General features: G+C 54.9%; 18 protein-coding genes, 1 tRNA gene and 1 pseudogene. 9 read left to right on the top strand and 11 right to left on the bottom strand.

Annotated features, from left to right (window positions below; translation table 11 throughout):
• Window positions 1-23 precede the first annotated feature (23 nt).
• Window positions 24-1,667 (top strand): multidrug ABC transporter permease/ATP-binding protein, encoded by a 1,644-nt coding sequence (locus DBY68_RS00810; RefSeq protein ID WP_108473623.1) that lies wholly within the window; start codon window positions 24-26, stop codon window positions 1,665-1,667.
• Window positions 1,668-1,806: 139 nt separating this feature from the next.
• Window positions 1,807-3,243, top strand: coding sequence for a magnesium transporter (gene mgtE, locus DBY68_RS00805; RefSeq protein ID WP_108473624.1), 1,437 nt, complete (start codon window positions 1,807-1,809; stop codon window positions 3,241-3,243).
• Here the strand turns inward: mgtE and DBY68_RS00800 are convergent.
• Window positions 3,206-4,444: a SulP family inorganic anion transporter gene (locus DBY68_RS00800; protein WP_108473625.1), complete on the bottom strand. Its 1,239-nt coding sequence runs from the start codon at window positions 4,442-4,444 to the stop codon at window positions 3,206-3,208. The genes mgtE and DBY68_RS00800 overlap by 38 nt on opposite strands.
• Window positions 4,445-4,718: 274 nt before the next feature.
• Between DBY68_RS00800 and mqo the strand changes: the two genes are divergently transcribed.
• Window positions 4,719-6,371: a malate dehydrogenase (quinone) gene (gene mqo / locus DBY68_RS00795; RefSeq protein ID WP_108473626.1), complete on the top strand. Its 1,653-nt coding sequence runs from the start codon at window positions 4,719-4,721 to the stop codon at window positions 6,369-6,371.
• Window positions 6,372-6,418: 47 nt separating this feature from the next.
• Here the strand turns inward: mqo and DBY68_RS23195 are convergent.
• From DBY68_RS23195 to DBY68_RS00785, 3 genes and pseudogenes are all read right to left on the bottom strand, one after another.
• Window positions 6,419-6,514, bottom strand: a pseudogene (locus tag DBY68_RS23195) (hypothetical protein); the annotation flags it as partial.
• Between the two features lie 18 nt (window positions 6,515-6,532).
• Window positions 6,533-7,018 carry a serine protease inhibitor ecotin gene (gene eco, locus DBY68_RS00790; protein WP_015963697.1) on the bottom strand — a complete coding sequence of 162 codons (486 nt, stop codon included), beginning with the start codon at window positions 7,016-7,018 and terminating at the stop codon, window positions 6,533-6,535.
• A 141-nt stretch (window positions 7,019-7,159) separates the two neighbouring features.
• Complete coding sequence (locus DBY68_RS00785) at window positions 7,160-7,909, bottom strand: DeoR/GlpR family DNA-binding transcription regulator (protein ID WP_108473627.1); 750 nt, start codon at window positions 7,907-7,909, stop codon at window positions 7,160-7,162.
• A gap of 83 nt (window positions 7,910-7,992) precedes the next feature.
• On the opposite strand from DBY68_RS00785, the gene DBY68_RS00780 reads away from it, so the two are divergent.
• Both DBY68_RS00780 and DBY68_RS00775 read left to right on the top strand, forming a co-directional pair.
• Complete coding sequence (locus DBY68_RS00780) at window positions 7,993-8,592, top strand: NUDIX domain-containing protein (protein ID WP_108473628.1); 600 nt, start codon at window positions 7,993-7,995, stop codon at window positions 8,590-8,592.
• Window positions 8,593-8,675: 83 nt separating this feature from the next.
• Window positions 8,676-9,626: a helix-turn-helix domain-containing protein gene (locus DBY68_RS00775; RefSeq protein WP_108473629.1), complete on the top strand. Its 951-nt coding sequence runs from the start codon at window positions 8,676-8,678 to the stop codon at window positions 9,624-9,626.
• On the opposite strand, the gene benC is transcribed toward DBY68_RS00775, so the two are convergent.
• From benC to DBY68_RS00755, 4 genes are all read right to left on the bottom strand, one after another.
• Entirely contained in the window at window positions 9,623-12,373 is a 2,751-nt protein-coding gene (benC, locus tag DBY68_RS23240; protein WP_108473630.1) for a benzoate 1,2-dioxygenase electron transfer component BenC, read from the bottom strand. The two genes, DBY68_RS00775 and benC, sit on opposite strands and share 4 nt — an antisense overlap.
• Before the next feature lie 265 nt (window positions 12,374-12,638).
• Window positions 12,639-12,715, bottom strand: a tRNA-Pro gene (locus tag DBY68_RS00765).
• A 76-nt stretch (window positions 12,716-12,791) separates the two neighbouring features.
• On the bottom strand, window positions 12,792-14,552 hold the full coding sequence (gene yejM / locus DBY68_RS00760) for an LPS biosynthesis-modulating metalloenzyme YejM (RefSeq protein WP_108473631.1): 1,761 nt from the start codon (window positions 14,550-14,552) through the stop codon (window positions 12,792-12,794).
• Window positions 14,553-14,571: 19 nt separating this feature from the next.
• Window positions 14,572-14,799: a YejL family protein gene (locus DBY68_RS00755; RefSeq protein WP_108473632.1), complete on the bottom strand. Its 228-nt coding sequence runs from the start codon at window positions 14,797-14,799 to the stop codon at window positions 14,572-14,574.
• 186 nt (window positions 14,800-14,985) lie between these two features.
• Here DBY68_RS00755 and yejK point away from each other — a divergent pair, with 186 nt between their 5' ends.
• On the top strand, window positions 14,986-15,990 hold the full coding sequence (gene yejK / locus DBY68_RS00750) for a nucleoid-associated protein YejK (RefSeq protein ID WP_108473633.1): 1,005 nt from the start codon (window positions 14,986-14,988) through the stop codon (window positions 15,988-15,990).
• Between the two features lie 54 nt (window positions 15,991-16,044).
• Here yejK and rplY read toward each other — a convergent pair whose 3' ends face one another.
• Both rplY and DBY68_RS00740 read right to left on the bottom strand, forming a co-directional pair.
• Window positions 16,045-16,329, bottom strand: coding sequence for a 50S ribosomal protein L25 (gene rplY, locus DBY68_RS00745; protein WP_015963705.1), 285 nt, complete (start codon window positions 16,327-16,329; stop codon window positions 16,045-16,047).
• A 123-nt stretch (window positions 16,330-16,452) separates the two neighbouring features.
• The gene (locus tag DBY68_RS00740; RefSeq protein WP_108473634.1) at window positions 16,453-18,213 is read right to left on the bottom strand and encodes a DEAD/DEAH box helicase; all 1,761 of its coding nucleotides are present in this window, start codon (window positions 18,211-18,213) and stop codon (window positions 16,453-16,455) included.
• Window positions 18,214-18,449: 236 nt separating this feature from the next.
• On the opposite strand from DBY68_RS00740, the gene rsuA reads away from it, so the two are divergent.
• The 3 genes from rsuA (at window position 18,450) to DBY68_RS00720 (ending at window position 21,052) form a co-directional block, all read left to right on the top strand.
• Window positions 18,450-19,157 (top strand): 16S rRNA pseudouridine(516) synthase RsuA, encoded by a 708-nt coding sequence (gene rsuA, locus DBY68_RS00735; RefSeq protein ID WP_108473635.1) that lies wholly within the window; start codon window positions 18,450-18,452, stop codon window positions 19,155-19,157.
• Between the two features lie 14 nt (window positions 19,158-19,171).
• Complete coding sequence (locus tag DBY68_RS00730; protein WP_108473636.1) at window positions 19,172-20,365, top strand: Bcr/CflA family multidrug efflux MFS transporter; 1,194 nt, start codon at window positions 19,172-19,174, stop codon at window positions 20,363-20,365.
• Window positions 20,366-20,707: 342 nt separating this feature from the next.
• On the top strand, window positions 20,708-21,052 hold the full coding sequence (locus DBY68_RS00720) for a YejG family protein (protein WP_108473637.1): 345 nt from the start codon (window positions 20,708-20,710) through the stop codon (window positions 21,050-21,052).
• 3 nt (window positions 21,053-21,055) lie between these two features.
• Here DBY68_RS00720 and yejF read toward each other — a convergent pair whose 3' ends face one another.
• Window positions 21,056-22,645 (bottom strand): microcin C ABC transporter ATP-binding protein YejF, encoded by a 1,590-nt coding sequence (gene yejF, locus DBY68_RS00715; protein ID WP_108473638.1) that lies wholly within the window; start codon window positions 22,643-22,645, stop codon window positions 21,056-21,058.

The raw sequence follows: 22,645 nt of genomic DNA, 5'->3' as shown, positions 1-22,645 counted from the left end.
TTTCTTTTCCGGATTGCTGTTTTATGGAACTTCTCCTGCTTGTGTGGCGCCAGTACCGCTGGCCATTTATTGCCGTCATGGCGCTGAGTTTGTTGAGCGCAGCGTTGGGGATTGGGCTGATTGCCTTTATTAACCTGCGTTTAATCACGACGGTCGATATGTCGCTGACAGTGCTGCCAGAGTTTCTCGGGCTACTGCTACTGCTGATGGCGGTCACGCTCGGTTCGCAACTGGCGCTGACGACCCTTGGACATCACTTTGTTTACCGTCTGCGCAGCGAGTTCATTAAACGTATTCTGGACACGCAGGTTGAACGCATCGAAAAGCTCGGCAGCGCGGCGCTGCTGGCGGGCCTGACCAGCGATGTGCGCGCGATCACCATCGCTTTCGTACGTCTGCCGGAACTGGTGCAGGGGATTATCCTGACCTTTGGTTCCGCCGCTTACCTGGCGTTTCTGTCGACGAAAATGCTGCTGGTCACGGTGCTGTGGATGGCGCTGACCATCTGGGGCGGTTTTGTACTGGTGGCGCGGGTCTATAAACATATGGCGATTCTGCGTGAGACGGAAGATGCGCTGTATCAGGATTATCAAACCGTGCTCGAAGGGCGCAAAGAGCTCACGCTCAACCGGGAGCGCGCCGAGTATGTCTTTAATCAGCTCTATATTCCGGATGCGAAAAACTACCGTCACCACATTGTGCGCGCCGACACCTTCCACCTGAGCGCGGTGAACTGGTCGAACATTATGATGCTGGGCGCCATCGGGCTGGTCTTCTGGATGGCAAACAGTCTGGGCTGGGCGGATACCGCCGTGGCGGCGACGTACTCGCTGACGCTGCTGTTCCTGCGTACGCCGCTGCTCTCTGCCGTAGGCGCACTGCCGACGTTGCTCAGTGCGCAGGTGGCGTTCAAAAAGCTCAACACCTTCTCGCTTGCGCCTTACCAGCCGGAGTTTCCGGTGCCGAAAGCGTATCCGAACTGGCAAACGCTCGAACTGCGCGATGTGGAGTTTCATTATGAAGACAACACGTTCGCCGTCGGCCCGATTAACCTGACGCTCCATCGCGGCGAACTGGTGTTCCTGATTGGCGGCAACGGCAGCGGTAAATCGACACTGGCGATGCTGCTTACCGGGCTCTATCAACCGGTTAAAGGACAAATTTTGCTGGACGGTAAACCGCTGGCAGCGGACAAACCGGAAGATTACCGCAAGCTATTTTCGGCGGTCTTCACGGACGTGTGGCTGTTTGACCAGTTGCTGGGGCCGGAAGGAAAACAGGCCGACCCGGCGCTGGTGGATAAGTGGCTGGAACAGCTGAAAATGGGGCATAAGGTTAAACTGGAAAACGGCAAAATCCTTGACCTTAAACTCTCGAAAGGGCAGAAGAAGCGCGTGGCGTTGCTGCTGGCCTTAGCGGAAGAGCGAGACATCATTATGCTGGATGAGTGGGCCGCCGATCAGGATCCACACTTCCGCCGTGAGTTCTATCAAATATTACTCCCGCTGATGCAGCAGATGGGCAAAACTATTTTTGCTATCAGCCACGACGACCATTACTTTATTCATGCCGATCGCCTGCTGGAGATGCACAATGGCCAGTTAAGCGAACTCACTGGCGAGGAGCGCGACGCCGCCTCACGCGATGCGGTCGCCCGAACGGCGTAACCTGATGAAAAAAGCGGCATTCGCCGCTTTTTTTGTAGGTATTAAAATGCTGTTTATTATTATTTACATTACTCCACGCTATGCTTAATGCTCCCGGCTGACCTGCCGGGCATTCAGATGACCGAAAGGATGACCGGCAATGTCCGCAATAATGAAAAACAGCGCGAAGCTGCGCGATGAAGAGCGCGCGCGTCTTATCTGGCTCTTAACCACCGATAAAGCGATTACCTCTGTCCTGCTGGGCAAACTCACCCTCGCTGAGCAGTACGATGAAAGTACGCTCATTGACGATCTCGCGGAAGTCAGTGCGCTGGTGGCGCATCTTCCTGGCCCGGACCTGGCGGACGTGCTGGAGGCATTGCCCTCCGATGAACGTCACGCGTTGTGGAACGTGGTGGAAGATGACAAACGCGGCAAAGTGTTGCTTGAAGCATCGGAGAACGTCTGGGACGACCTCATTGACGATATGAGCGACCGGGCGTTGCTCGATGCACTGCAAACGCTGGACATCGATGAACAGATTTACCTGGTTCAGCATCTGCCGCGCGATTTAACCGGCCGCCTGCTGGCAACGCTCCCGCCGTCCGAGCGCGCTCGCGTGCGTCAGGTGATGAACTATGCCCACGATCGCGTCGGCTCGATCATGGAGTTCGAAGTCATTACCGTACGCCCGGAAGTGACGCTGGCGACCGTGCAGCGCTACCTGCGCCGGTTGGGAAAAATGCCGGAAAACACCGATAAACTGTTCGTCACCCGGCGGGATATGACGCTGGTGGGCGAACTGGAATTGACCACCATTTTGCTCAGCCCGGCGCAAAGCACCGTTGAGGCGGTGATGGAGTCCGAGCCGGTGGCTTTCCACCCGGAAGAAGAGTCGGAAAAGGTGGCGCGTACCTTCGAACGTGACAACCTGGTCAGCGCCGCCGTTATCGACCAGCAGGGCAAGCTGATGGGGCGTTTGACCATCGATGAGATCGTCGACGTGGTGTACGAAGAGACGGACAGCGATCTGCGTCGCATGGGCGGCCTGAGTGCCGAAGAAGATGTGTTTGCGCCAGTGACCAAAGCGGTGAAAACCCGTTGGGCGTGGCTGGCGATCAACCTCTGCACTGCATTTATCGCGTCGCGCGTTATTGATGGCTTTGAGCACACCATTTCGCAGCTGGTGGCGCTGGCATCGCTGATGCCGATTGTCGCGGGAATTGGTGGTAACACCGGGAACCAGACGATTACGATGATCGTGCGCGCGCTGGCGCTACAGCAGATCCAGCCGGGTAACTTTTCGTTTCTGATCCTGCGTGAAATGGGCGTGGCGTTGATTAACGGCCTGGTGTGGGGCGGGATCATGGGCTGCGTCACCTGGCTGCTTTACAGCGACCCGCACCTGGGTGCGGTGATGACGCTGGCGATGGTATTGAACCTGCTGGTGGCGGCGCTGATGGGCGTACTGATCCCGATGATCATGGTGAAGTTTGGCCGCGATCCGGCGGTGGGCTCCAGCGTGATGATCACCGCCATCACCGACACCGGCGGCTTCTTTATTTTCCTTGGGCTGGCGACGATTTTTCTGCTTTAGCAGCCAGTTTCGCTTTCAGGCGGGCAGGGATGAGCACCATGCAAACCACGCCCGCCAGAACGCCAATCGCCAGATTACCGGTGCTGACGGTTGCCGCGACCGTGACCACCATCACCACGGTTTCCGGCCACGGCGCGCGTTTCAGCGTAGCGGGCTGAATGCTATGCCAGCTAAAGGTTTTGAACGCCACAATCACCATAATTCCGGCCAGCACCGACATCGGAATATCAGCCATTACGTTGCTTAATGCTGTCACCAATAGCAGTAGCACCAACCCCGCCATGATGGTGGATAGGCGACTGCGGCCTTTCCCCATCTCGATGTTGACAATCGTCTGACCAATCATCGCACAGCCGGCAATGCCGCCGTAAAACCCTGCCAGGATGTTAGCGATGCCAAGCCCGGCGCTTTCCCGCGCTTTGTTTGACGGCGTTGCGGTCAAATCATCGACAAGCTTTGCCGTGAGTAACGACTCCATCAACCCGACGAATGCGATGCTTAGCGCACAAGGCCAGATAATGTTCAGGGTGTCGAGATTCAGCGGCACCAGTAATTGCGTCAGACCCGGCAGGCCGCCGCTCATCGAACCTTCATCGCCAACGGTGGGCAGTAGCTGACCGCTGGTGACGGTAAATAACGTTAACAGCACAATGGCAATCAGCGGTGATGGCACGCTTTTAATCACCCGCGGTGCCCACAGCACAATCAGCAGGGTCGCGACGAAAAGCGCAATAATCAGCGGATTACGGCTCCAGAAGTGCGGCACCTGGGCAAAGAAGATCAGCACTCCTAGCGCGTTAACAAAACCGGTCATTACCGGCTGCGGAATAAAACGCATCAATCGCGCCATACCGCACAGACCAAACAGAATTTGAATCACGCCAGCCATCACCACGGCGGGGAGGATGTAACCGACGCCGTGTTGATGCACCATCGGCCCGATGACCAACGCCACGGAACCGGCCGCGGCGGTGACCATCGCCGGACGCCCGCCCAGAAATGACATCGCCAGACAAAGCACGACCGAGGCGATCAAACTGACTTTAGGATCGACACCGGCAATGACGGAAAAGGAGATGACTTCGGGGATCAGCGCCAGTGCGGTAATCACGCCAGCCAGTGTTTCACGCAGCAGTAGTTTGGGCGAGCGCATAACAGAAAGGATGCGGCCATCCTGGGAAGCAAAAGAGGTGTCTGACATGGGATCTTCACTGGTTATCGATAGCCGGTTTTCTATAAGCCGTACTTTCGTGCTATTTATCACAAAACGGAGCAGTTTACCGCTCTATGTCACAGAATGCCAATACAAAAATTTAATTCGTGTATACATTTATTAAACATTTTGATAACAGGTCTCAAAACACAACTTAAAATTTAAACAATATTTAAATTTTATGTTGCTGGTGATACCGTATAGCCACGAATTGTTTTTACCTGCGTGTAACAAATCGCATCTCAAGTAAGGCCTCCCTACAATGAAGAAAAAGACAGCTGTACCCAATGCACAGAAAGCGGGTTCCGATACTGCTTCTGTTGTGGCCAAAACCAACTCCCGCGTTATACACGAGACGGATGTTTTGTTGATCGGTGGTGGTATTATGAGCGCTACGCTGGGTACCTGGCTGCAAGAGCTGGAACCGAACTGGTCGATCACCATGGTTGAGCAGATGGAAAGCGTTGCGGAAGAGAGTTCCAACGGCTGGAACAACGCAGGCACTGGCCACTCCGCACTGATGGAGCTGAATTATACGCCGCAAAAAGCGGATGGTTCCGTCAGCATTGAAAAAGCTATCGACATCAACGAAGCGTTCCAGGTCTCTCGCCAGTTCTGGGCGCATCAGGTGAAACGCGGCGTTCTTACGCAGCCGAAATCCTTTATCAACACCGTCCCGCACATGAGCTTTGTCTGGGGCGATGCTAACGTCAATTTCCTGCGTGCGCGCTACCGTGCGCTGCAGCAGAACCCGCTGTTCCGCGGGATGCGCTATTCCGAAGACCATGAACAGATTAAAGCGTGGGCACCGCTGGTGATGGAAGGGCGCGATCCGCAGCAGAAAATTGCCGCGACGCGCACTGAAGCCGGTACAGACGTGAACTACGGTGAAATCACCCGCCAGCTAATTTCGTCGCTGCAGATGCATAAAAACTTCAATCTGCAGCTTAATACGGTAGTGCGTCGTTTCCGCCAGAATGCAGACAAGAGCTGGACTGTCACCGTTTCTGACGCCAATAACAGCCACGCGAAACGCACAATTAAAGCCAAATTCATCTTTATCGGCGCGGGCGGCGCGGCGTTGAAACTGCTGCAACAAACGAAAATCCCCCAGGCGAAAGAGTATGCCGGCTTCCCGGTTGGCGGTCAGTTCCTGGTGTGCGAAAACCCGGACGTGGTGAACCATCATCTGGCGAAAGTGTATGGCCAGGCCGATGTTGGCGCGCCGCCGATGTCGGTGCCGCATATTGATACCCGCGTGATTGACGGCAAACGCGTCATTCTGTTCGGGCCATTTGCGACCTTCTCAACGCGTTTCCTGAAAAACGGTTCGCTCTGGGATCTGCTGGCATCGATCAACAAGTCGAACATCATGCCGATGATCAACGTCGGGATGGACAATTTCGATCTGGTGAAATATCTGGTCAGCCAGGTTCTTCAGAAAGATAAAGATCGTCACGCCGCGTTACGTGAATACTACCCGATGGCGCAGAAAGGTGACTGGCGCTTGTGGCAGGCCGGGCAGCGCGTGCAGATTATCAAACGCGATGCACAGAAAGGTGGCGTTCTGCGTCTGGGCACAGAAGTGGTAAGCGACGATGACGGTACTGTCGCGGCACTGCTCGGCGCGTCACCGGGCGCTTCGACCGCTGCGCCAATCATGCTGCAACTACTGGAAAAAGTGTTCCACGAGAAAATGCAGACCGCAGCCTGGCAGGCAAAAATCAAGGCGGTGGTGCCAACGTATGGCTCGCGCCTGAACGAACATCCGCAGGCCATCGAAGAGACTCTGGCGCACACCAGCGAAGTGCTGGAACTGAGCTATGTGCCGGTTCGTGATGCCGATCCTACCCCGCAACCGCAGACCAAATCGCAGCCGGTGGTGGTGAATGAGATGGCGGATATTGCGCTGTAAATGATAAAAAGCCCCGAATGTCGGGGCTTCTTGCAGAGAGTCAATACCTGATGCGCTAGGCTTATCAGGCCTACATACAAACTGCAATATATTGAATTTGTATGATTTTGTAGGCCGGATAAGGCGTTCACGCCGCATCCGGCATCAACAAGGGCACGTTATTAACGCTCTACCGCGTTATGCACTTCTTCTTCGGCTTTCCAGACGCGGTATTTAACTTCCACGTTATCCGGGGTGTAGACCACGATCGGCAGTTTGCTGTTGTAACGCAGCATGCCGTCGTCACCGAGATACGCCGCAACGAACTGTTTGGTCTTCGTTTTATCCGGGCAGGCCATCATGGTGGAGACCGGCTCGCCCACTTTGTCAAAGACGTAGTAGTCGTATCCCCAACCTTCCAGCGTTTTGCTTTCCAGCTTGCCACCCAGACGGTGACGGTTACAGTCAACTTCCAGCGTTTTACCAATCATCAGCTCAACTTTCAGCGCTGATTCATCCTGCTGCGCAGGTAACTGAATCACCTGGCGCTTCATGCCTTTTTCCGCTTGCGGATAAGGCGCAACTTTTTCCAGCGGTTGCTCCGCCGCCGTGGCAGAAAGCGAAACAGCGGTCAGTAGTAAAGCAGCGAGCGTAAATGTGTTTTTCACTGTGAATCCTTTTTATCAGTAGTTCATTGGCAAGATTATCATCATTGTCGTGAATGTTAAGTGCCATTTACTGATTTTTGCATTAAGAGTAGTGAACTGTTTTGCGTATTAATCTGAAAACGGCGTTTATCACTACCTTTATCAAAGCAGCGCAATCTGCTGTTTTGCGCACGCTTCGCGTAAAGCGGCATCGGGTTCACCATCAATGATGATTGTGCTGGCAAGGGAAAGCGGGCCGATGGCAAAAGCAGAAGCGGCGCTCATCTTTTCAGCCGAGGCCATGACCACGGTTTCTGCCGCGCATTGCGACAGTGCGCGTTTCACACAGGCTTCTTCGTAATCACCCGTGGTAAAACCGGCCCTGGCGTGAATACCTGTCACGCCCATAAAAAACAGATCGGCATTGATATGGCTGATGGCATCGATCATTGCCGATCCCACTGTCACAACCGAGTGTTTAAACAATCTCCCGCCAATGACGATCACTTCAACCTGAGGGTGATCGACCAGGCTGACGGCAATGCCCGGGCTGTGGGTGACCACAGTAAACGCGATATCCTGCGGTATGCGCGCCACCAGTTCGTGTGCCGTGGTTCCGCCATCAATCATCACCACCTGACCTGGTTGTATCAGTTTTACCGCTTTTTCCGCCACTTTCTGTTTTGAACGGTTTTGCACGTTTTTGCGTGTTTCGATTGGGGCTGTTGCGGCTGACGCGGGCAGTGCGCCACCGTGAACGCGTTGCAGCAGACCTTCAGCCGCCAGTTCACGTAAATCCCGCCGGATAGAGTCCTCTGAAATCATGAACTTTTGGCTTAGTTCGCGAGATAAAACCTGCTTATGTTGTGCAAGCAGTTCGAGGATCACTTTTTTACGTTGGCTGGCGAGCATGAATATTTCTCTTCACGTTTTTTCTTGATGTTGCACGATTGTGCATGACATTATCGTTTTTGTCATTCACCTGAGGAATAAAAATGCACAATAACACACCACACCTTCGCAACGTTCAGGAACAGCTTCTGTCTGATAACTGGTACGTATTAAAAAAATATACCTTCGATGTACAGCGCCGCGACGGCAGCTGGCAGACACAAAGCCGTGAGGTCTATGACCGGGGCAATGGCGCGACCATCCTGCTCTATAACCGCGAGAAAAAAAGCGTGGTGATGACCCGACAGTTTCGCTTCCCGGTTTCAGTGAACGGCCATTCAGGTTTGCTGATCGAGGCGGCAGCCGGTCTGCTGGATAAAGCGTCGCCAGAAGCGCGCATTCTGGCGGAGGCAGAAGAAGAAACCGGCTTTAAAGTGAGCCACCTGGAAAAGGTGTTTGAAGCCTACATGAGCCCTGGCTCGGTCACGGAGAAACTCTACTTTTTCATCGCGGAATATAGCGAGCGCGACCGTACCGGTGACGGTGGTGGGCTGGCGGAAGAGGGCGAAGACATTGAGGTGCTGGAGTGGCCTTTTGAACAGGCGCTGGCGGCGATTACGCGCGGTGAAATCGTCGACGGGAAAACCATCATGCTGTTGCAGCATCTGGCACTGAAGGGCGTGTTTCACGAAATCCGGGGCTGAATCGAGGTTTTAGACACTCTGGCAGGCGGGATACGGAATTCCTGCCTATAAAAAAGTCTTTCATTCAGATTTCCGGGTGACCGATGTTAATTGACTGGCCGCGTCGTCGTGGGCTGCCTAACTACGCGCTCTATGGCGCAGATGCCGGGCAGTCGTCGCTGGATATGGTGCACTATGAGCGCATACCCTCGCGCGCCAGCCGCTTTGGTTTTGCTATTGAGCCCCATTTCCATGATGTTCTGATTCAGACCCTGTATGTTACGCGCGGCAGCGGCGAAGCCACCATTGACGGCGAGGTGTGGGCCTTTAACGCGCCGTCTCTGGTCGTTATTCCCGCTCGCGCGGTACACGGTTTTCGTTTTTGCGAAGATATCGATGGTCATGTCATTACCACGGCGCAATCGGCAATCGAATCGGTCGCGCTGACCGCCGCGCCGGATTTACTGGACTTTGTGCGCACGCCCGCGGTGTTGACGGTTGACGTCGCCCACCGGCGAGGGGTGCGTCTTGAAACACTTTTTGACGCGATTGGCCGGGAAGCGGAGAACAGCGAGCGATGGCAATACACCGCCGGGCTGGCGCTCACTGTCGCGCTATTTGTGCAGATCGCGCGTTTGAGTGAAAAAGCGGAGCTGGCGGGCAACCCGGCAAGGGCGGCGCTGGTTGCCAGAATTGAACGTTTTCGTGCTTTACTCGATGAACGCTGTCGGCAGCGACAATCCGTTGCTCACTATGCGGCGGCAATGGGGATTTCGACCGGGCAACTGACGCGAATCTGTCGCGAAGCCTTTGGTATTTCAGCGATTGAAGCTATCGACCGGCGTGCCGTACATGAAGCGCAGCGTCTGCTGGTCTACTCCTCTTTTAGCGTGAAGCAAATCTCAGCGGAATTAGGATTTCGCGATGAAGCCTATTTTGGTCGCTTCTTTCGCAAGCAAACTGGCCTGCGGCCAACGGAGTATCGTCTGCGCGAGCAGGGGCGGTTATCACAGAGAAAACCGGCTTCCTTAAAGAAAGCCGGTTTGGCCGATTAACGCAGTTTCACAAATAAATGTGCCGGCCCGGAGTTAGTCAGGTTGTTGCCGCGAACATACTCGATAGGCCGCGCGGGATCGAGCGCAATATCGGAGACCTTACGTGCCACTAATCGGGTGGCGATCAGCGTTTCAAGCTTCGCCAGCGGCTGACCGAGACATTTATGCATCCCGTTGCCAAAACCCAAATGACCGGTGGTATCGCGGTCGATATTAAACGTCTCGCCATCCGCGAATTTACGGCTATCGCGATTGGCGGATGAGAGCAACAATCGCACCACCGCACCTTTGGGTAACTTAACGCCTGCCACGGTGGTGGCTTCAGTGGTCATGCGGCTGACGCGCTGGACGGTACCGCGATAGCGCGCTACCTCTTCGACAAATTTATCCGCATCCGCTTCATTATCGCGAATACGCTGCACCAGATGCGGGTGTTCTGCGAACATGCGAAACGCATTGGCGACCAGAATGGTGGTGGTGTCGTGTCCGGCGATAAAGACGAAGGCGCACAGCTCTTTGGCTTCTTTTTCACTGAGCAGACCCTCCTTCCACATGCGGGCGATATGTCCCCCAATCGACTGGCTATTTGTGAGGTAAAGTCGCTCCATGGCGTCTTTCAGATAGGCAAAGAAGGCCATGGCGCTTTGTTCATCGGTGCCGGTGCCTGGGGCGTTACGCGCCAGGCGCCCGAAGTAGCTGAAGGTTTCGTCCGACCAGAACTTCATCTTTTCTTCGTCTTCATTTGGCACATCGATCATTGCTGAGATGGTGGCGATGCTGAGCGGAATGGCGAACTCTTCCACCACATCGCCGCCGCCTTTGGCAATCATTGCATCAATTAACACCTCCGCGCGGCGCGCGATCTCGGCGGCAAACGGCTCAATGGCCAACGGCATAAAGGAGGGCTGAGCAATTTTGCGCAGACGCGTGTGATCGGGCGCATCGTACAGCGTCAGAAAAGTGAGCGGCGGCGGGCTGAGCACTTCTGATGAGAAGAGTTTTGGGTTGCGAATGGCCTGCCAGACATCATCGTAGCGCGACAGGAACCAGACATCCGAGGTGGCCGACTGGCAGCGCAATACCGGAGCATGCTCGCGCATCCAGCGATAATGTTCGTACGGATCGCCCTGCGAACCGTCGTCCACCACTTTGAAGGGCTGCAGTTCCTGCGGCCAGCTCAGCTCATGAGAGTAGGGGGGCTGTTCAACCATTGCCGAGAACGGGCAGCGTGTGGGCTCCGGTTCTGGCGCTGCCGCCACAGCTGCAGGTGCGGATTTTTTGCCCAGTGCGCGGCTCATGGTCGCTTTGGAATGAAGGGCGTGTTGGGCAATAATTTCTCGCGCGGCGTTCATGTCGCCATACTCAAATGCGTTAACCAGATCCCGATGCTGCTGAACGATATCACCCACGATCTCTATGTCATCCCGTAGCGCCCGGCCAATATAGTCCTGCACCGCGAGTTGCTTATAGAGGGCGATCAGCGGTGCATTTCTTGAGGCTTCAATCAGGAACAGATGAAACGCATGATTTGCCTGCGCGTAGCGCGTGACATCGCTAAAACGCTTACCGATAACAAACGGTGCGGTAGCGTCAGCCAGCCTGCGGAACTCAAGTAACTGTGCGCCTGACAGGCGCCCCATGGTGAGTTGTACGGCGCCCAGCTCCAGCGCCAGACGCAGATCAAACGTGTCATCGACGTCTTGCGGGGCAATGTGTTCTTCCCCCGTCTGCACCACCAGCCCGGCTCCGGCAAACTTCTCATAATAGAAGTTACGCGGCATAACGCCTTCTGCGGCCAGCCAGTCCCGCACGGCTTCCACCATGGGCGGCGGCCCGCAGAGATAAATATCAACATCGCCGCCGTTAAGCTGCGACGCAGTAATATGTTGAGTCACGTAGCCTTTGTGCGGCGATGAACTTTCAGGGCTGGCGACCGTGCAGAGATAGCGAAAATTCGGCAGGCGCCGGGCGTATTCTTCAAGCCGAGCCAGTTCAACCCGATCCTCGTCGTGGGTGACGCCGAAGATCAACTGGATCGGCTGCGTGACTTCACCTTCTTCAGCGATCTTATCCAGCATGGACAAAAACGGCGCAAGTCCCGTGCCGCCCGCGAGGAATAAAAGCGGGCGTTCGATGGGGCGCAGGTAGAAACTGCCCATCGGCCCGCGAAACGTAATGGCGTCGCCGGGTTTAGCTCGCTCGGCAAGATAGCGGGACATTAAACCCTGCGGAACATTGCGGAGCAGAAAGGAAACTTCGTTGGCCGAGGGGCCTGAGCTAAATGAGTAGGAGCGCGTTTGCGTGCTGCCAGGTACCTGCACATTGACGTACTGACCCGGCAGGAAGCGGAGAGCGCTGCGGTTTTCCACCTCGGCGGAGAAAGTGATTGCAGTGGGCGAGAGCGCTTCACACGCGGTGATGCGCCCGGTGAAGGCTGTGCTGCTGATGCCCGCTGCTTCAGATGTAGCGGCAATCTGTACCACGCAATCGCTCAACGGACGCATCTGGCAGGTCAGTACATGTCCGGCATTCGCTTCATCATCAGAAAGGGCGTCAGGCACATAATCGCCAGGCACAAACTGGCCTGATTCACAGGTGGCTTTGCAGGTGCCGCACACACCGTCACGACAGTCGAGTGGAATAGCAATTTTTGCGCGCAGCGCCGCATCGGCGACAGACTCACCGGGAAGACACTGAATAAAATGCGTCGCGCCGTCTTCAAAGCGTAGGGTAACCTGATGGCTCATTGTTCTTATCCTCGGGTTGCAGGTGATTCCAGCCTCTGACGGACTGGTATGAAACTCGAGGCTTCATATCATGCCGGAAGCCCTTTTCAGTCAACGGACAGAAATGACGTAAGACAGGACAAACCGTGCATTCGATGGAGTTGGTGAGCGGGGGCACATTTTGGCAGGAGAGGCGAAAAGCAGGCATTAAAAAACCCGCAAACTCAGAGAGAATGCGGGCTCTTAAGGGGTATTGAACGTTAAAAAACGTATCAGAAAATCTTTTTGGTCGGCACGAGAGGATTTGAACCTCCGACCCCCGACACCCCATGACGGTGCGCTACCAGGCTGCGCTACGTGCCGACACGTGGAGGCAATAGTACCCTTTTCGTTGCTGATTGCAAGTCAGCGATCGCGCGATTGATGCATAAGTAATCAATCAGTTAGCGATGAATCGTTTTTCCTCGGTCAGTACCTGCAACAGCAGGCTCAACTGAGGTTTTTGCTCGCGCTCTTTCTCGCCGTCGCTGTTCCACGTCTGGTAATGACCATTGTGGTCGAGCACGACGGTAAAGCGCGGGGTCGTAATCGCCAGCGTGTTGTTATCTGCGGCGGTCACCCAGACGTGGCGACGCGTGGCGCTGAAGAGATCCTGACCCTGCGAGTATTCATTCGCCGGCGTACTGACGTGCAATAAACGCTGCATCAGGGTGGTCATCACGTCTTTATGTTCGGTCAGGGCGTCGATACGCTGCGCCGGGGTGCCCGGCCAGTGGACTACCAGCGGAACCTGAAGCCGCGCGCGTGACCAGTCGAACTGCTCACGTTCATCGCCCAGCGGCACGCCGTGACCGGCGGTAATAATGACCACTGTGCTATCCAGCTTGCCGGAATCACGCAGGGCGCTCAGTACACGATTAATCTGTGTATCGACATCGGATGCCGCGGCCGCATAACGGCGGGTGAAGCCTTGCTGCTGGCTGTTATCGAGGTTAGTACCGTTAAAGGAGACCCACGAGAACCAACGGTTTTCTTCCTGCGCGTAGCGGCCCAGCCAGTTAATCCACTGGTTTGCCGTCTGCTGGTCGCTTTGCGATTTGCCAGGCGGCAGAGAGAAGTCCGAAAGCAGTGCCTGACGGTAAACCGGGCTACTGAAGCCATCTGATGAGAACAGGCCCAACTGATAACCCTGCTGGTTCAGTGCAGTAATTAACGCCGCCGGGATACGTGCCGAGAGCACGCCATCCATATAAGCCGGGGAAATACCATAGAACAGGCCAAAGGTACCGTTATCCGCCGTATTACCCGAGCTGAGGTGCTGGGTAAAGTTGACGTTTTCACTGGCAAATTGGGCCAGTGATGGCATCTGTTTCTCGAAGCGTGAGTAGTTCAGGCCATCGACGGTGATCAGCAGGACGTTTTGCCCCGCGCCCATATCACGATAGCGCAGTTCGCTCAGGGGATATTGCACCGAAACGGCTTCCGGATCGCCTTGCTCAACCAGACGACGCTGGTAATCCTGCGCATCCAGCAGGCCGTGTTTTTCAAGGAAGCGGCGCGCGGTCATTGGGTAAGAGAGCGGCAGGTTCGCTTTCTGCATGGTAATTGGGCGATAGAAGTTAGCATCAGCCCAGATGTACATTACGTGAGAACTGATAAATGCCACAAAAAAGAGCCAGGCGACGGGGCGGAAGTAGCGGCGTCGGCGCATCAGACTGCGCAGCTTTTGCCAGCTCCAGGTGGCGAACAGCATTTCGATAAGTAAAATCACCGGCACGCTGATAAACATCAGCTGCCAGTCGCGGGCCATTTCATTTTGGTCCGGGTTGATAACCAGCTCCCACACCACCGGGTTAAGGTGCAGGTGGAAGCGGGTGAAAACTTCAGTATCGATTAGCAGCAGCGTCATTCCGGCGGTCGCCAGAATAGCGGAAAGGAACCGCATTAAACGCTGCGATCCGACGATAAACGTCAGCGGAAAAAGAATCAGCAGATAGGCGGCGAACACCAGGAAGCTGAAATGCCCGACAAGGCTCAGGTACGAGTAGACGCGACCGGTAAGCGTTGTCGGCCAGTCGGCAACAAAAAGATAGCGGCTGCCGAGCACCATGGCCAACAACATGTTGAACATAGCAAACCAGTGCCCCCAGCTAACCATCTGGGAGACTTTTTCTCGGTAGGGCTGACGATGAGTCACCATAAACTGTTGTGTGTATCCCTTAGTGCGCCGGGTCGTCGTTAATCGAAGACTGTAACGCCTGAGCAAACGAGCGGGCGATAGCCTGGCGCTGAGCCGGGGCGACGCTGCTGTTAATCAGGTTCGTCACCATATTCCCCAGAACCATCAAAGAGAGGTCTGTTGGAGTCTTGTGTTGTTCCAGTACGTTGACCAGTTCACTGAGCAGTTGTTCAACGTGTTCATCACTGTAGCGGGATTGTTGTGGCATAAATCAAATCTGTCTTTATATGGAAGGGCAATATATTACCGTAGCACCAGCATTTTTTCCGCATTTTTTCGCCCTAAACGTCATCCTTTCCTCAGGGTTGAAAGGATCGGGCGTCAGAAGAAAGAGCAAGTTGCACAGCAGCCTAAGGGGTGGTTGAATACACCCGATCTAAAAGGAGAGTTTAACATGAGTCTGGATATCGACCAGATTGCGCTGCACCAGCTTATCAAACGCGATGAGCAGACGCTTGAACTGGTACTGCGTGATTCGCTGCTGGAGCCCACTGCGCCCGTCGAAGAGATGATGGCGGAACTGCATCGGGTCTACAGCGCTAAAAATAAGGCCTACGGGCTGTTTAATGAAGAAAGCGAGCTGGCCCAGGCGTTGCGCCTGCAGCGTCAGGGAGAAGAAGATTTTCTGGCATTCAGCCGGGCGGCGACTGGCCGTCTGCGCGATGAGCTGGCCAAGTATCCGTTTGCCGATGGCGGCATCGTGCTGTTTTGCCATTATCGATATCTGGCGGTGGAATACCTGCTGGTGGCGGTGCTGAATAATCTCAGCAGCATGCGCGTCAACGAACAGCTGGATATCAGCTCGACACACTATCTCGATATTAATCATGCGGATATCGTGGCGCGTATCGATTTAACCGAGTGGGAAAGCAACCCGGAATCGACCCGTTACCTGACGTTCCTGAAAGGGCGCGTCGGGCGTAAAGTCGCGGATTTCTTTATGGATTTCCTCGGTGCCAGCGAAGGGCTAAACGCCAAAGTGCAAAACCGTGGCCTGTTGCAGGCGCTGGATGATTTCTCCGCCGAAGCGCAGCTTGATAAAAACGAGCGTCAGACCGTGCGTCAGCAGGTTTACGACTACTGTAATGAGCAGTTGCAGGCGGGCGAAGAGATTGAACTGGAATCCCTTTCCAAAGAGATTTCTGGCGTGAGTGAAGTGAGCTTTAGCGAGTTTACGGCTGAAAAAGGCTATGAACTGGAAGAGAGCTTCCCGGCAGATCGCAGCACTCTGCGTCAGCTGACGAAGTTTGCCGGTAGCGGCGGCGGTTTAACGATTAACTTCGACTCTTTGCTGCTGGGCGAGCGTATTTTCTGGGATCCGGCAACGGATACGCTGACCATTAAAGGTACGCCGCCGAACCTGCGCGATCAGCTTCAGCGCCGCGTTGGCGGGAAATAAACGCTGTGCACAAAAAAGCCCCGCAAGCGGGGCTTTTTCACAACTTGTCAGCGATTACGCGCGAACGAAGTCGATGTGAGACAGTTTCGGTTTGTAAGCGTGACGCTGTACAGCCTGAACTTTCACTTTTTCTTCTTTGCCATCGATTACGATGGTAACAACTTCTGCGTAAAACTCAGCTTTGTCCTGCATGTTCCACAGTTTGTCGTGATCCAGTTCGATTGCAACCGGAGCAGCTTCGCCACCATAAATGATAGCCGGGAACTTGTTAGCTGCGCGCAGGCGGCGGCTCGCACCCTTACCCTGCTCTTTACGTACTTCTGCATTGATAGTAAACATTTAAATCTCTCTTAATTATTCCTGCTACAGGCGACCCAGCAGCAGGTAAATGATCTGCTTCACGGATGTGAAAGCGGGCGGCATTTTATACTTAAATGCGCGCCGTATCAATCAAAAGGACATTTATCCGCGCAATTCGTTGGCGCGACGGAAGCGCCCCTCATAATCAAAAACTTTCTCGCGTACCTGCCAGAACTGCCCTTTTTTACGCGCTACCACGAAATCGGGGTGACGCAACAGCGCCTGCTGGGCAATGATGTCAGCAGGCGTTATCCAGCGTAACGGTACGCCCGGCGTTCGGGTATGCGGGCGCATAAAAAGTTGCTCAAAAGCGGTACGCTGTGCTGGTGTGTGCAGACGGAAGCGCTCACTTACATCAGCGCCATCTTCATCGTAGTAAGTGATTTTCAGCCATGCGCCTTTGTCATCCGCGCCGTCCTGAAGCACCATGCCGCTACAGCGCAGTACCAGCGCATCTTTTAACTTCAGCGCCGCCTTCAGCATATCGTCCGGGTCGACCAGCACCGTGTCGCACTCCCGACAGCGGCGGGCGGCGATATCGTTTTCCGCATTACACTGTGGGCAGTTTTTGAAGCGGAAGCGGTAGTCGCACTGTTCCCGGTGCCCTTCGTCATCTTCCAGCCAGCCCTGACAGCGGCGGCCAAAGTGTTCAATCAACGTGCCATCAGCGGTGGTTTTGCCCCAAAAGGTATTGGCAAAGCCGCAGCCGGGGCAGAAAACCTGGACAGGTACGTTGTCACTTTTGCCTTTTGGCGCGCCGACTTCCGGCGCGTAGAGGTCGTGAGGGTTTCCGGCGTAGTCCAGAATCAGGCAGCTCGTTTTTCCCGGTGACAGGCGCAGGCCGCGACCCACAATTTGTTGGTAAAGACTCACTGATTCGGTCGGGCGCAGGATAGCGATGAGATCGACATGCGGGGCGTCAAAGCCGGTGGTTAATACCGATACGTTCACCAGATAGCGAAACTTCTGCGCCTTGAAGGCGTCGATGAGTTCATCGCGCATCGGGCCGGGCGTTTCGCCGGTAATCAACGCCGCATCGTTGGCGGGCAGCAGGCCGGTGATTTCACGCGCGTGCTCAACGGTGGCCGCGAAAATCATCACCCCTTTGCGGCCCTGAGCAAACTCTTCAATCTGGCTGATAATGTGCGGCGTAATGCGTTTTTGCTGTTTCAGTTCGCGATTGAGATCCGTTTCGCTGAACAGCCCGTTGCTGTTGGCCTGCAGGCGGCTGAAATCGTACTGCACCACCGGCATATCAAGCTGCTCGGGTGGCGTCAGGTAGCCGTGTTTGATCATATAGCGCAGCGGCAGCTCATAGATGCAATCACGGAAAAGGGCTTTTTCGTCGCCCCGCACCATACCATGATAATGGAACTGATAAATCCAGCCTTTTCCCAGGCGGAAGGGCGTGGCGGTCAACCCTAACAGGCGCACGGTGGGGTTTACGCTCTTCAGGTGGGTGAGGATTTGCTGATACTGGCTGTCGTCATCATCACTGATGCGGTGGCACTCATCGACGATCAGCAGCGAAAATTCACGCTGAAAATGGTCAAGATTGCGCGCGACGGACTGCACGCTACCAAACACCACTTTGCCGTGGCTCTCTTTTTTCTTCAGGCCCGCCGCGTAGATATCGGCCTCAAGACCCAGCGCGCAATATTTGGCGTGGTTCTGCGCGACCAGCTCCTTAACATGTGCAAGTACTAACACACGTCCACGCGCCAGTCTTGCCAGTTCGGCAATCACCAGGCTTTTACCCGCGCCGGTGGGCAGCACAATCACGGCAGGGTGCTGATGGCGGCGAAAGTGGTTAAGCGTGGCGTCGACGGCTTCCTGCTGATAGGGGCGAAGTGTAAAAGTCATGGGGCTCGTTTATTGGTTTTGCTCGCGATTAGTATGCCACGAATCTTTTCACTTGAGTGGTATAACAACCCCGTTATACTCTTCATCCTTCAAGCTGCTTCTGCGTTGGCTGCACTTGTTCACATCTTTGCCGCCTTGAAGCAACTCGAATGATTTTGAGTCTATACTCGATTGTTGTTACTCCATTTTTCGGGCGCGTTGCCCGACACCCGGCATCATACAGGCTAAAAATTTTCATGCGACTTGATAAGTTTATCGCTCAGCAACTCGGCGTCAGCCGTGCTATTGCCGGGCGTCAAATCCGCGGCAACCACATCACCGTGGATGGCGAAATTGTGCGAGATACGGCGTTTAAACTGCTTCCTGAACATGAGGTGGCTTATGAGGGGAACCCTCTGGCCCAGCAGCACGGCCCGCGCTACTTTATGCTCAACAAGCCGGAAGGGTATGTCTGCTCAACCGACGACCCGGATCATCCTACCGTGCTCTATTTCCTTGATGAACCTGTGGCGCACAAACTGCATGCCGCTGGTCGTCTGGATATCGACACCACCGGTCTGGTGCTGATGACCGATGACGGCCAGTGGTCGCACCGCATCACTTCACCGCGTCACCACTGTGAAAAAACCTACCTCGTGACGCTGGAAAACCCGGTCAGCGACGATACCGCAGCGCAGTTCGCCAAAGGCGTTCAACTGCACAACGAAAAAGATCTCACCAAACCGGCGGTGCTGGAAGTGATTACCCCGACGCAGGTACGACTGACCATCAGCGAAGGTCGTTATCACCAGGTGAAACGTATGTTCGCCGCCGTGGGCAACCACGTGGTGGGTCTGCATCGTGAGCGTATCGGTGAGATTGCGCTCGACGACGATCTTGAGCCGGGCGAATACCGTCCGTTAACCGAAGAAGAAATCGCAAGCGTCGGCCTGCCGCCGCGCTAACATTGAGGTAACTTGTGACATCCAGGCAGCCATCGTCATTCAATATCGTGTTTATCCTTGGCCTTCTGGCCATGCTGATGCCGCTTTCTATTGATATGTATCTCCCGGCGCTGCCGGTTATTTCACAACAGTTTGGCGTGCCTGCGGGTAGCGCACAGATGACCCTCAGTACGTACATACTGGGGTTCGCGTTCGGGCAACTTTTGTATGGCCCGATGGCCGATAGCCTGGGCCGCAAGCCGGTTATCCTGGGCGGGACGCTGATTTTTGCGGTTGCCGCCATTGCCTGCGCGCTGTCAAAAAGCATCGATCAGCTCATTGTGATGCGCTTCTTCCACGGCCTGGCGGCTGCGGCGGCAAGCGTGGTGATTAACGCTCTGATGCGTGATATCTATCCTAAAGAAGAGTTCTCGCGGATGATGTCGTTTGTCATGCTGGTTACCACCATTGCACCGTTGGTCGCACCGATGGCGGGGGGCGCGGTGCTGGTCTGGTTTAGCTGGCGGGCGATTTTCTGGATCCTCGCCGCAGCGGCGATTCTGGCGTCGCTGGCTATCTGGTTCTTTATCGCGGAAACGCTGCCCGTTGAAAAGCGGCAGACGTTTCATTTGCGCACGGTACTGGGTAACTTCGCCTCGCTGTTCCGTCACAAACGCGTACTTTCCTACATGCTGGCGAGCGGTTTTAGCTTTGCCGCGATGTTCTCGTTTTTGAGCGCCGGGCCGTTTGTTTATATTGAACTGAACCATGTCTCGCCACAGCATTTCGGTTACTACTTCGCGCTGAATATCGTCTTCCTGTTCATCATGACCACCATCAACAGCCGCATTGTGCGCCGCGTAGGGGCATTAAACATGTTCCGTGCCGGGTTATTGGTACAGTTTGCTATGGCGGTGTGGATGGTGGCGTGTGCGCTGCTGGACGTGGGGTTCTGGTCGCTGGTGCTGGGCATTGCGGTATTTGTCGGCTGCGTATCGATGGTTTCCTCGAATGCGATGGCGGTCATTCTTGACGAGTTCCCGCATATGGCAGGCACGGCGTCGTCGCTCGCCGGAACCTTCCGTTTCGGCATTGGCGCTATCATTGGTGCGCTGCTGTCGCTGGCGACGTTCAACTCAGCCTGGCCAATGATTCTCTCCATTGGGCTGTGCGCCAGTTGCTCACTCTTTTTCCTGCTTTACGCCAGCCGTCGACGAAAATGCGCGTAGTACAAACATTTTGATAAAGGGGCGATTTTTCGCCCCTTTTTTTTGATGCATATCAACCGAAGTACTATTCGTGGTACTTATGTATGTTTCTTTTATGTAAAATCTAATAATGTAAAAAGTCACATTGTTGTAGATAAAAAGGTTGTGTTAGATCACAGAAACGGGTACATATAGCGCCGAAAAGCATCACCCAATTCGCTTGTCGCGACAAAAATAATCACTCAGTCAATGAATAAGCCGTGAGTTGCAGGCGTTTTTTTCTGGATGCAGGACGATTTGTCAACAATGTGTTAATATGGATGTAAAATAATTGTGAAGTAAATTGCTTCCGGGGAAAAGAACGTGACGACATTACAGCTTTCTATAGTACATCGACTGCCGCAGGATTATCGCTGGGCAGCGGGTTTCGCAGGTTCAAGAGTTGAACCGATTCCGCAAAGTGGCGATAGCAACGAAAATGCGCTGGTGGCCCTGAAACTGCTGAGCCCGGACGGTGATAAAGCCTGGCCGGTGATGCATACCTTAAGCCAGGCATTGTCGGATATCTCGCTCGAAAGCTCCGTTCTGGAGTGTGAAGGGGAGCCGTGCCTGTTTGTAAAACGTCAGGACGAATGTGCCGCGACCTGCCGTCTGAAAAATTTTGGCGTGGCGATTGCCGAAACCTTCTCCGGCAATAATCCGTTCTGATCGTCAGCTCAGCATAATGAGCTGACGGGTGTAATCCTGCTCTGGTGCTGCGAAAATGCGCTGGCACTCTCCCTGTTCGACCACTTTTCCCTGTCGCAGCACAATCACCTGGTGACACAGCGAACGTACCACATGCAGGTCGTGGCTGATAAAGATATAGGCCAGCCGGTACTTTTTCTGCAATTCCTTTAATAGCGTCAGTATCTGCGCCTGAACGGTGCGATCGAGCGATGACGTGGGTTCATCGAGGATGATCAATTCAGGTTTCAGGATCAAGGCGCGCGCGATGGCGATACGTTGTCGCTGGCCGCCGGAAAATTCCGCCGGATAGCGCTGACGTGTGTCCGGATCTAACCCCACTTCCTGCATGGCCTGAATGACGCGTTGTTCGCGATCGATTGCCGACAGCGCTGGGTGGTGTACCCGTAAACCTTCTTCAATAATCTGTAGCGCGTTCAGACGCGGGTTAAGCGACGAGTTCGGATCCTGGAAGACCACCTGAATGCGATGGCGCAGCGGCAGGAGTTGCTTACGGCTACGGCCCTGCAACATTTCCCCGGCAAACTGAATCTCGCCTTTGGAGGCAATAAGCCGCAGTAGCGCAAGCCCGGTGGTGCTCTTCCCTGAACCCGATTCCCCTACCAGCCCCAGCGTTTCGCCCGCGCGCAGGGTAAAGCTTAAATTGTTCACCACACGATTGTTATCAACGATGCGGCGCAGGACGCCTTTACGTATCGGAAATTCGACGCTGAGATCGTTTACCTTGAGCAACGTGGCGGCATCCTCCGGTAAAGGTACCGGAGAGCCCGACGGCTCGCTGTCGAGCAGCCTGCGGGTATACGGGTGCACCGGTGCGGCAAACAGCGTCTGAGCGCGATTCTGTTCAACGCAGCGGCCCTGCTGCATGACCGCAACCCGGTCAGCCAGCTTGCGCACAATGCTCAGGTTATGGGTGATAAACAGTAAGCCCATGTCTAACTCGTGCTTTAGCTCGCGCAGCAGGGTGAGAATGTGTGCCTGCACCGATACATCCAGCGCGGTGGTGGGCTCATCGGCGATCAGCAGGGCAGGACGCGTCAGCAATGCCATCGCAATCATCACGCGCTGACGTTCGCCGCCGGAGAGCTGATGCGGATAATCCGCCAGCCGTTTAGCCGCGTTACGAATGCCAACCCTGTCCAGGCAATCCAGGATTTCTGCCCGCGCAGGCTCTTTGCGCATCCCCCGATGCAGCGAGAGCACTTCATAAAGCTGTTTTTCCAGCGTATGTAGCGGGTTCAGCGAGACCATCGGCTCCTGAAAAATCATCGCAATGCGGTTGCCACGCACGCCACGCAGCGTGTGTTCGCTGGCATGAAGCAGAGTTTCGCCCTGAAAACGGATATCGCCGCCAGGATAGCTCACCGGCGGCTGAGGCAGCAGGCGCAAAATGGAGAGCGCGCTGACGCTTTTTCCCGAGCCCGATTCACCAACCAGCGCCAGCGTTTCACCAGCGTCAATCTGTAATGAGAGCTCGCTAACAACAGTACGTGTGACGCCCTGATTGCGAAAGGCGATGGAAAGATTGTCTATCTCAAGCAGATGATGACTCAT

This window comes from Pseudocitrobacter sp. RIT415 (genome assembly GCF_003057695.2).
GTDB lineage: Bacteria > Pseudomonadota > Gammaproteobacteria > Enterobacterales > Enterobacteriaceae > Pseudocitrobacter > Pseudocitrobacter faecalis.
Note: the sequence above shows the minus strand (reverse complement) of the source record. Positions and strands in the feature narration are given on the sequence as shown.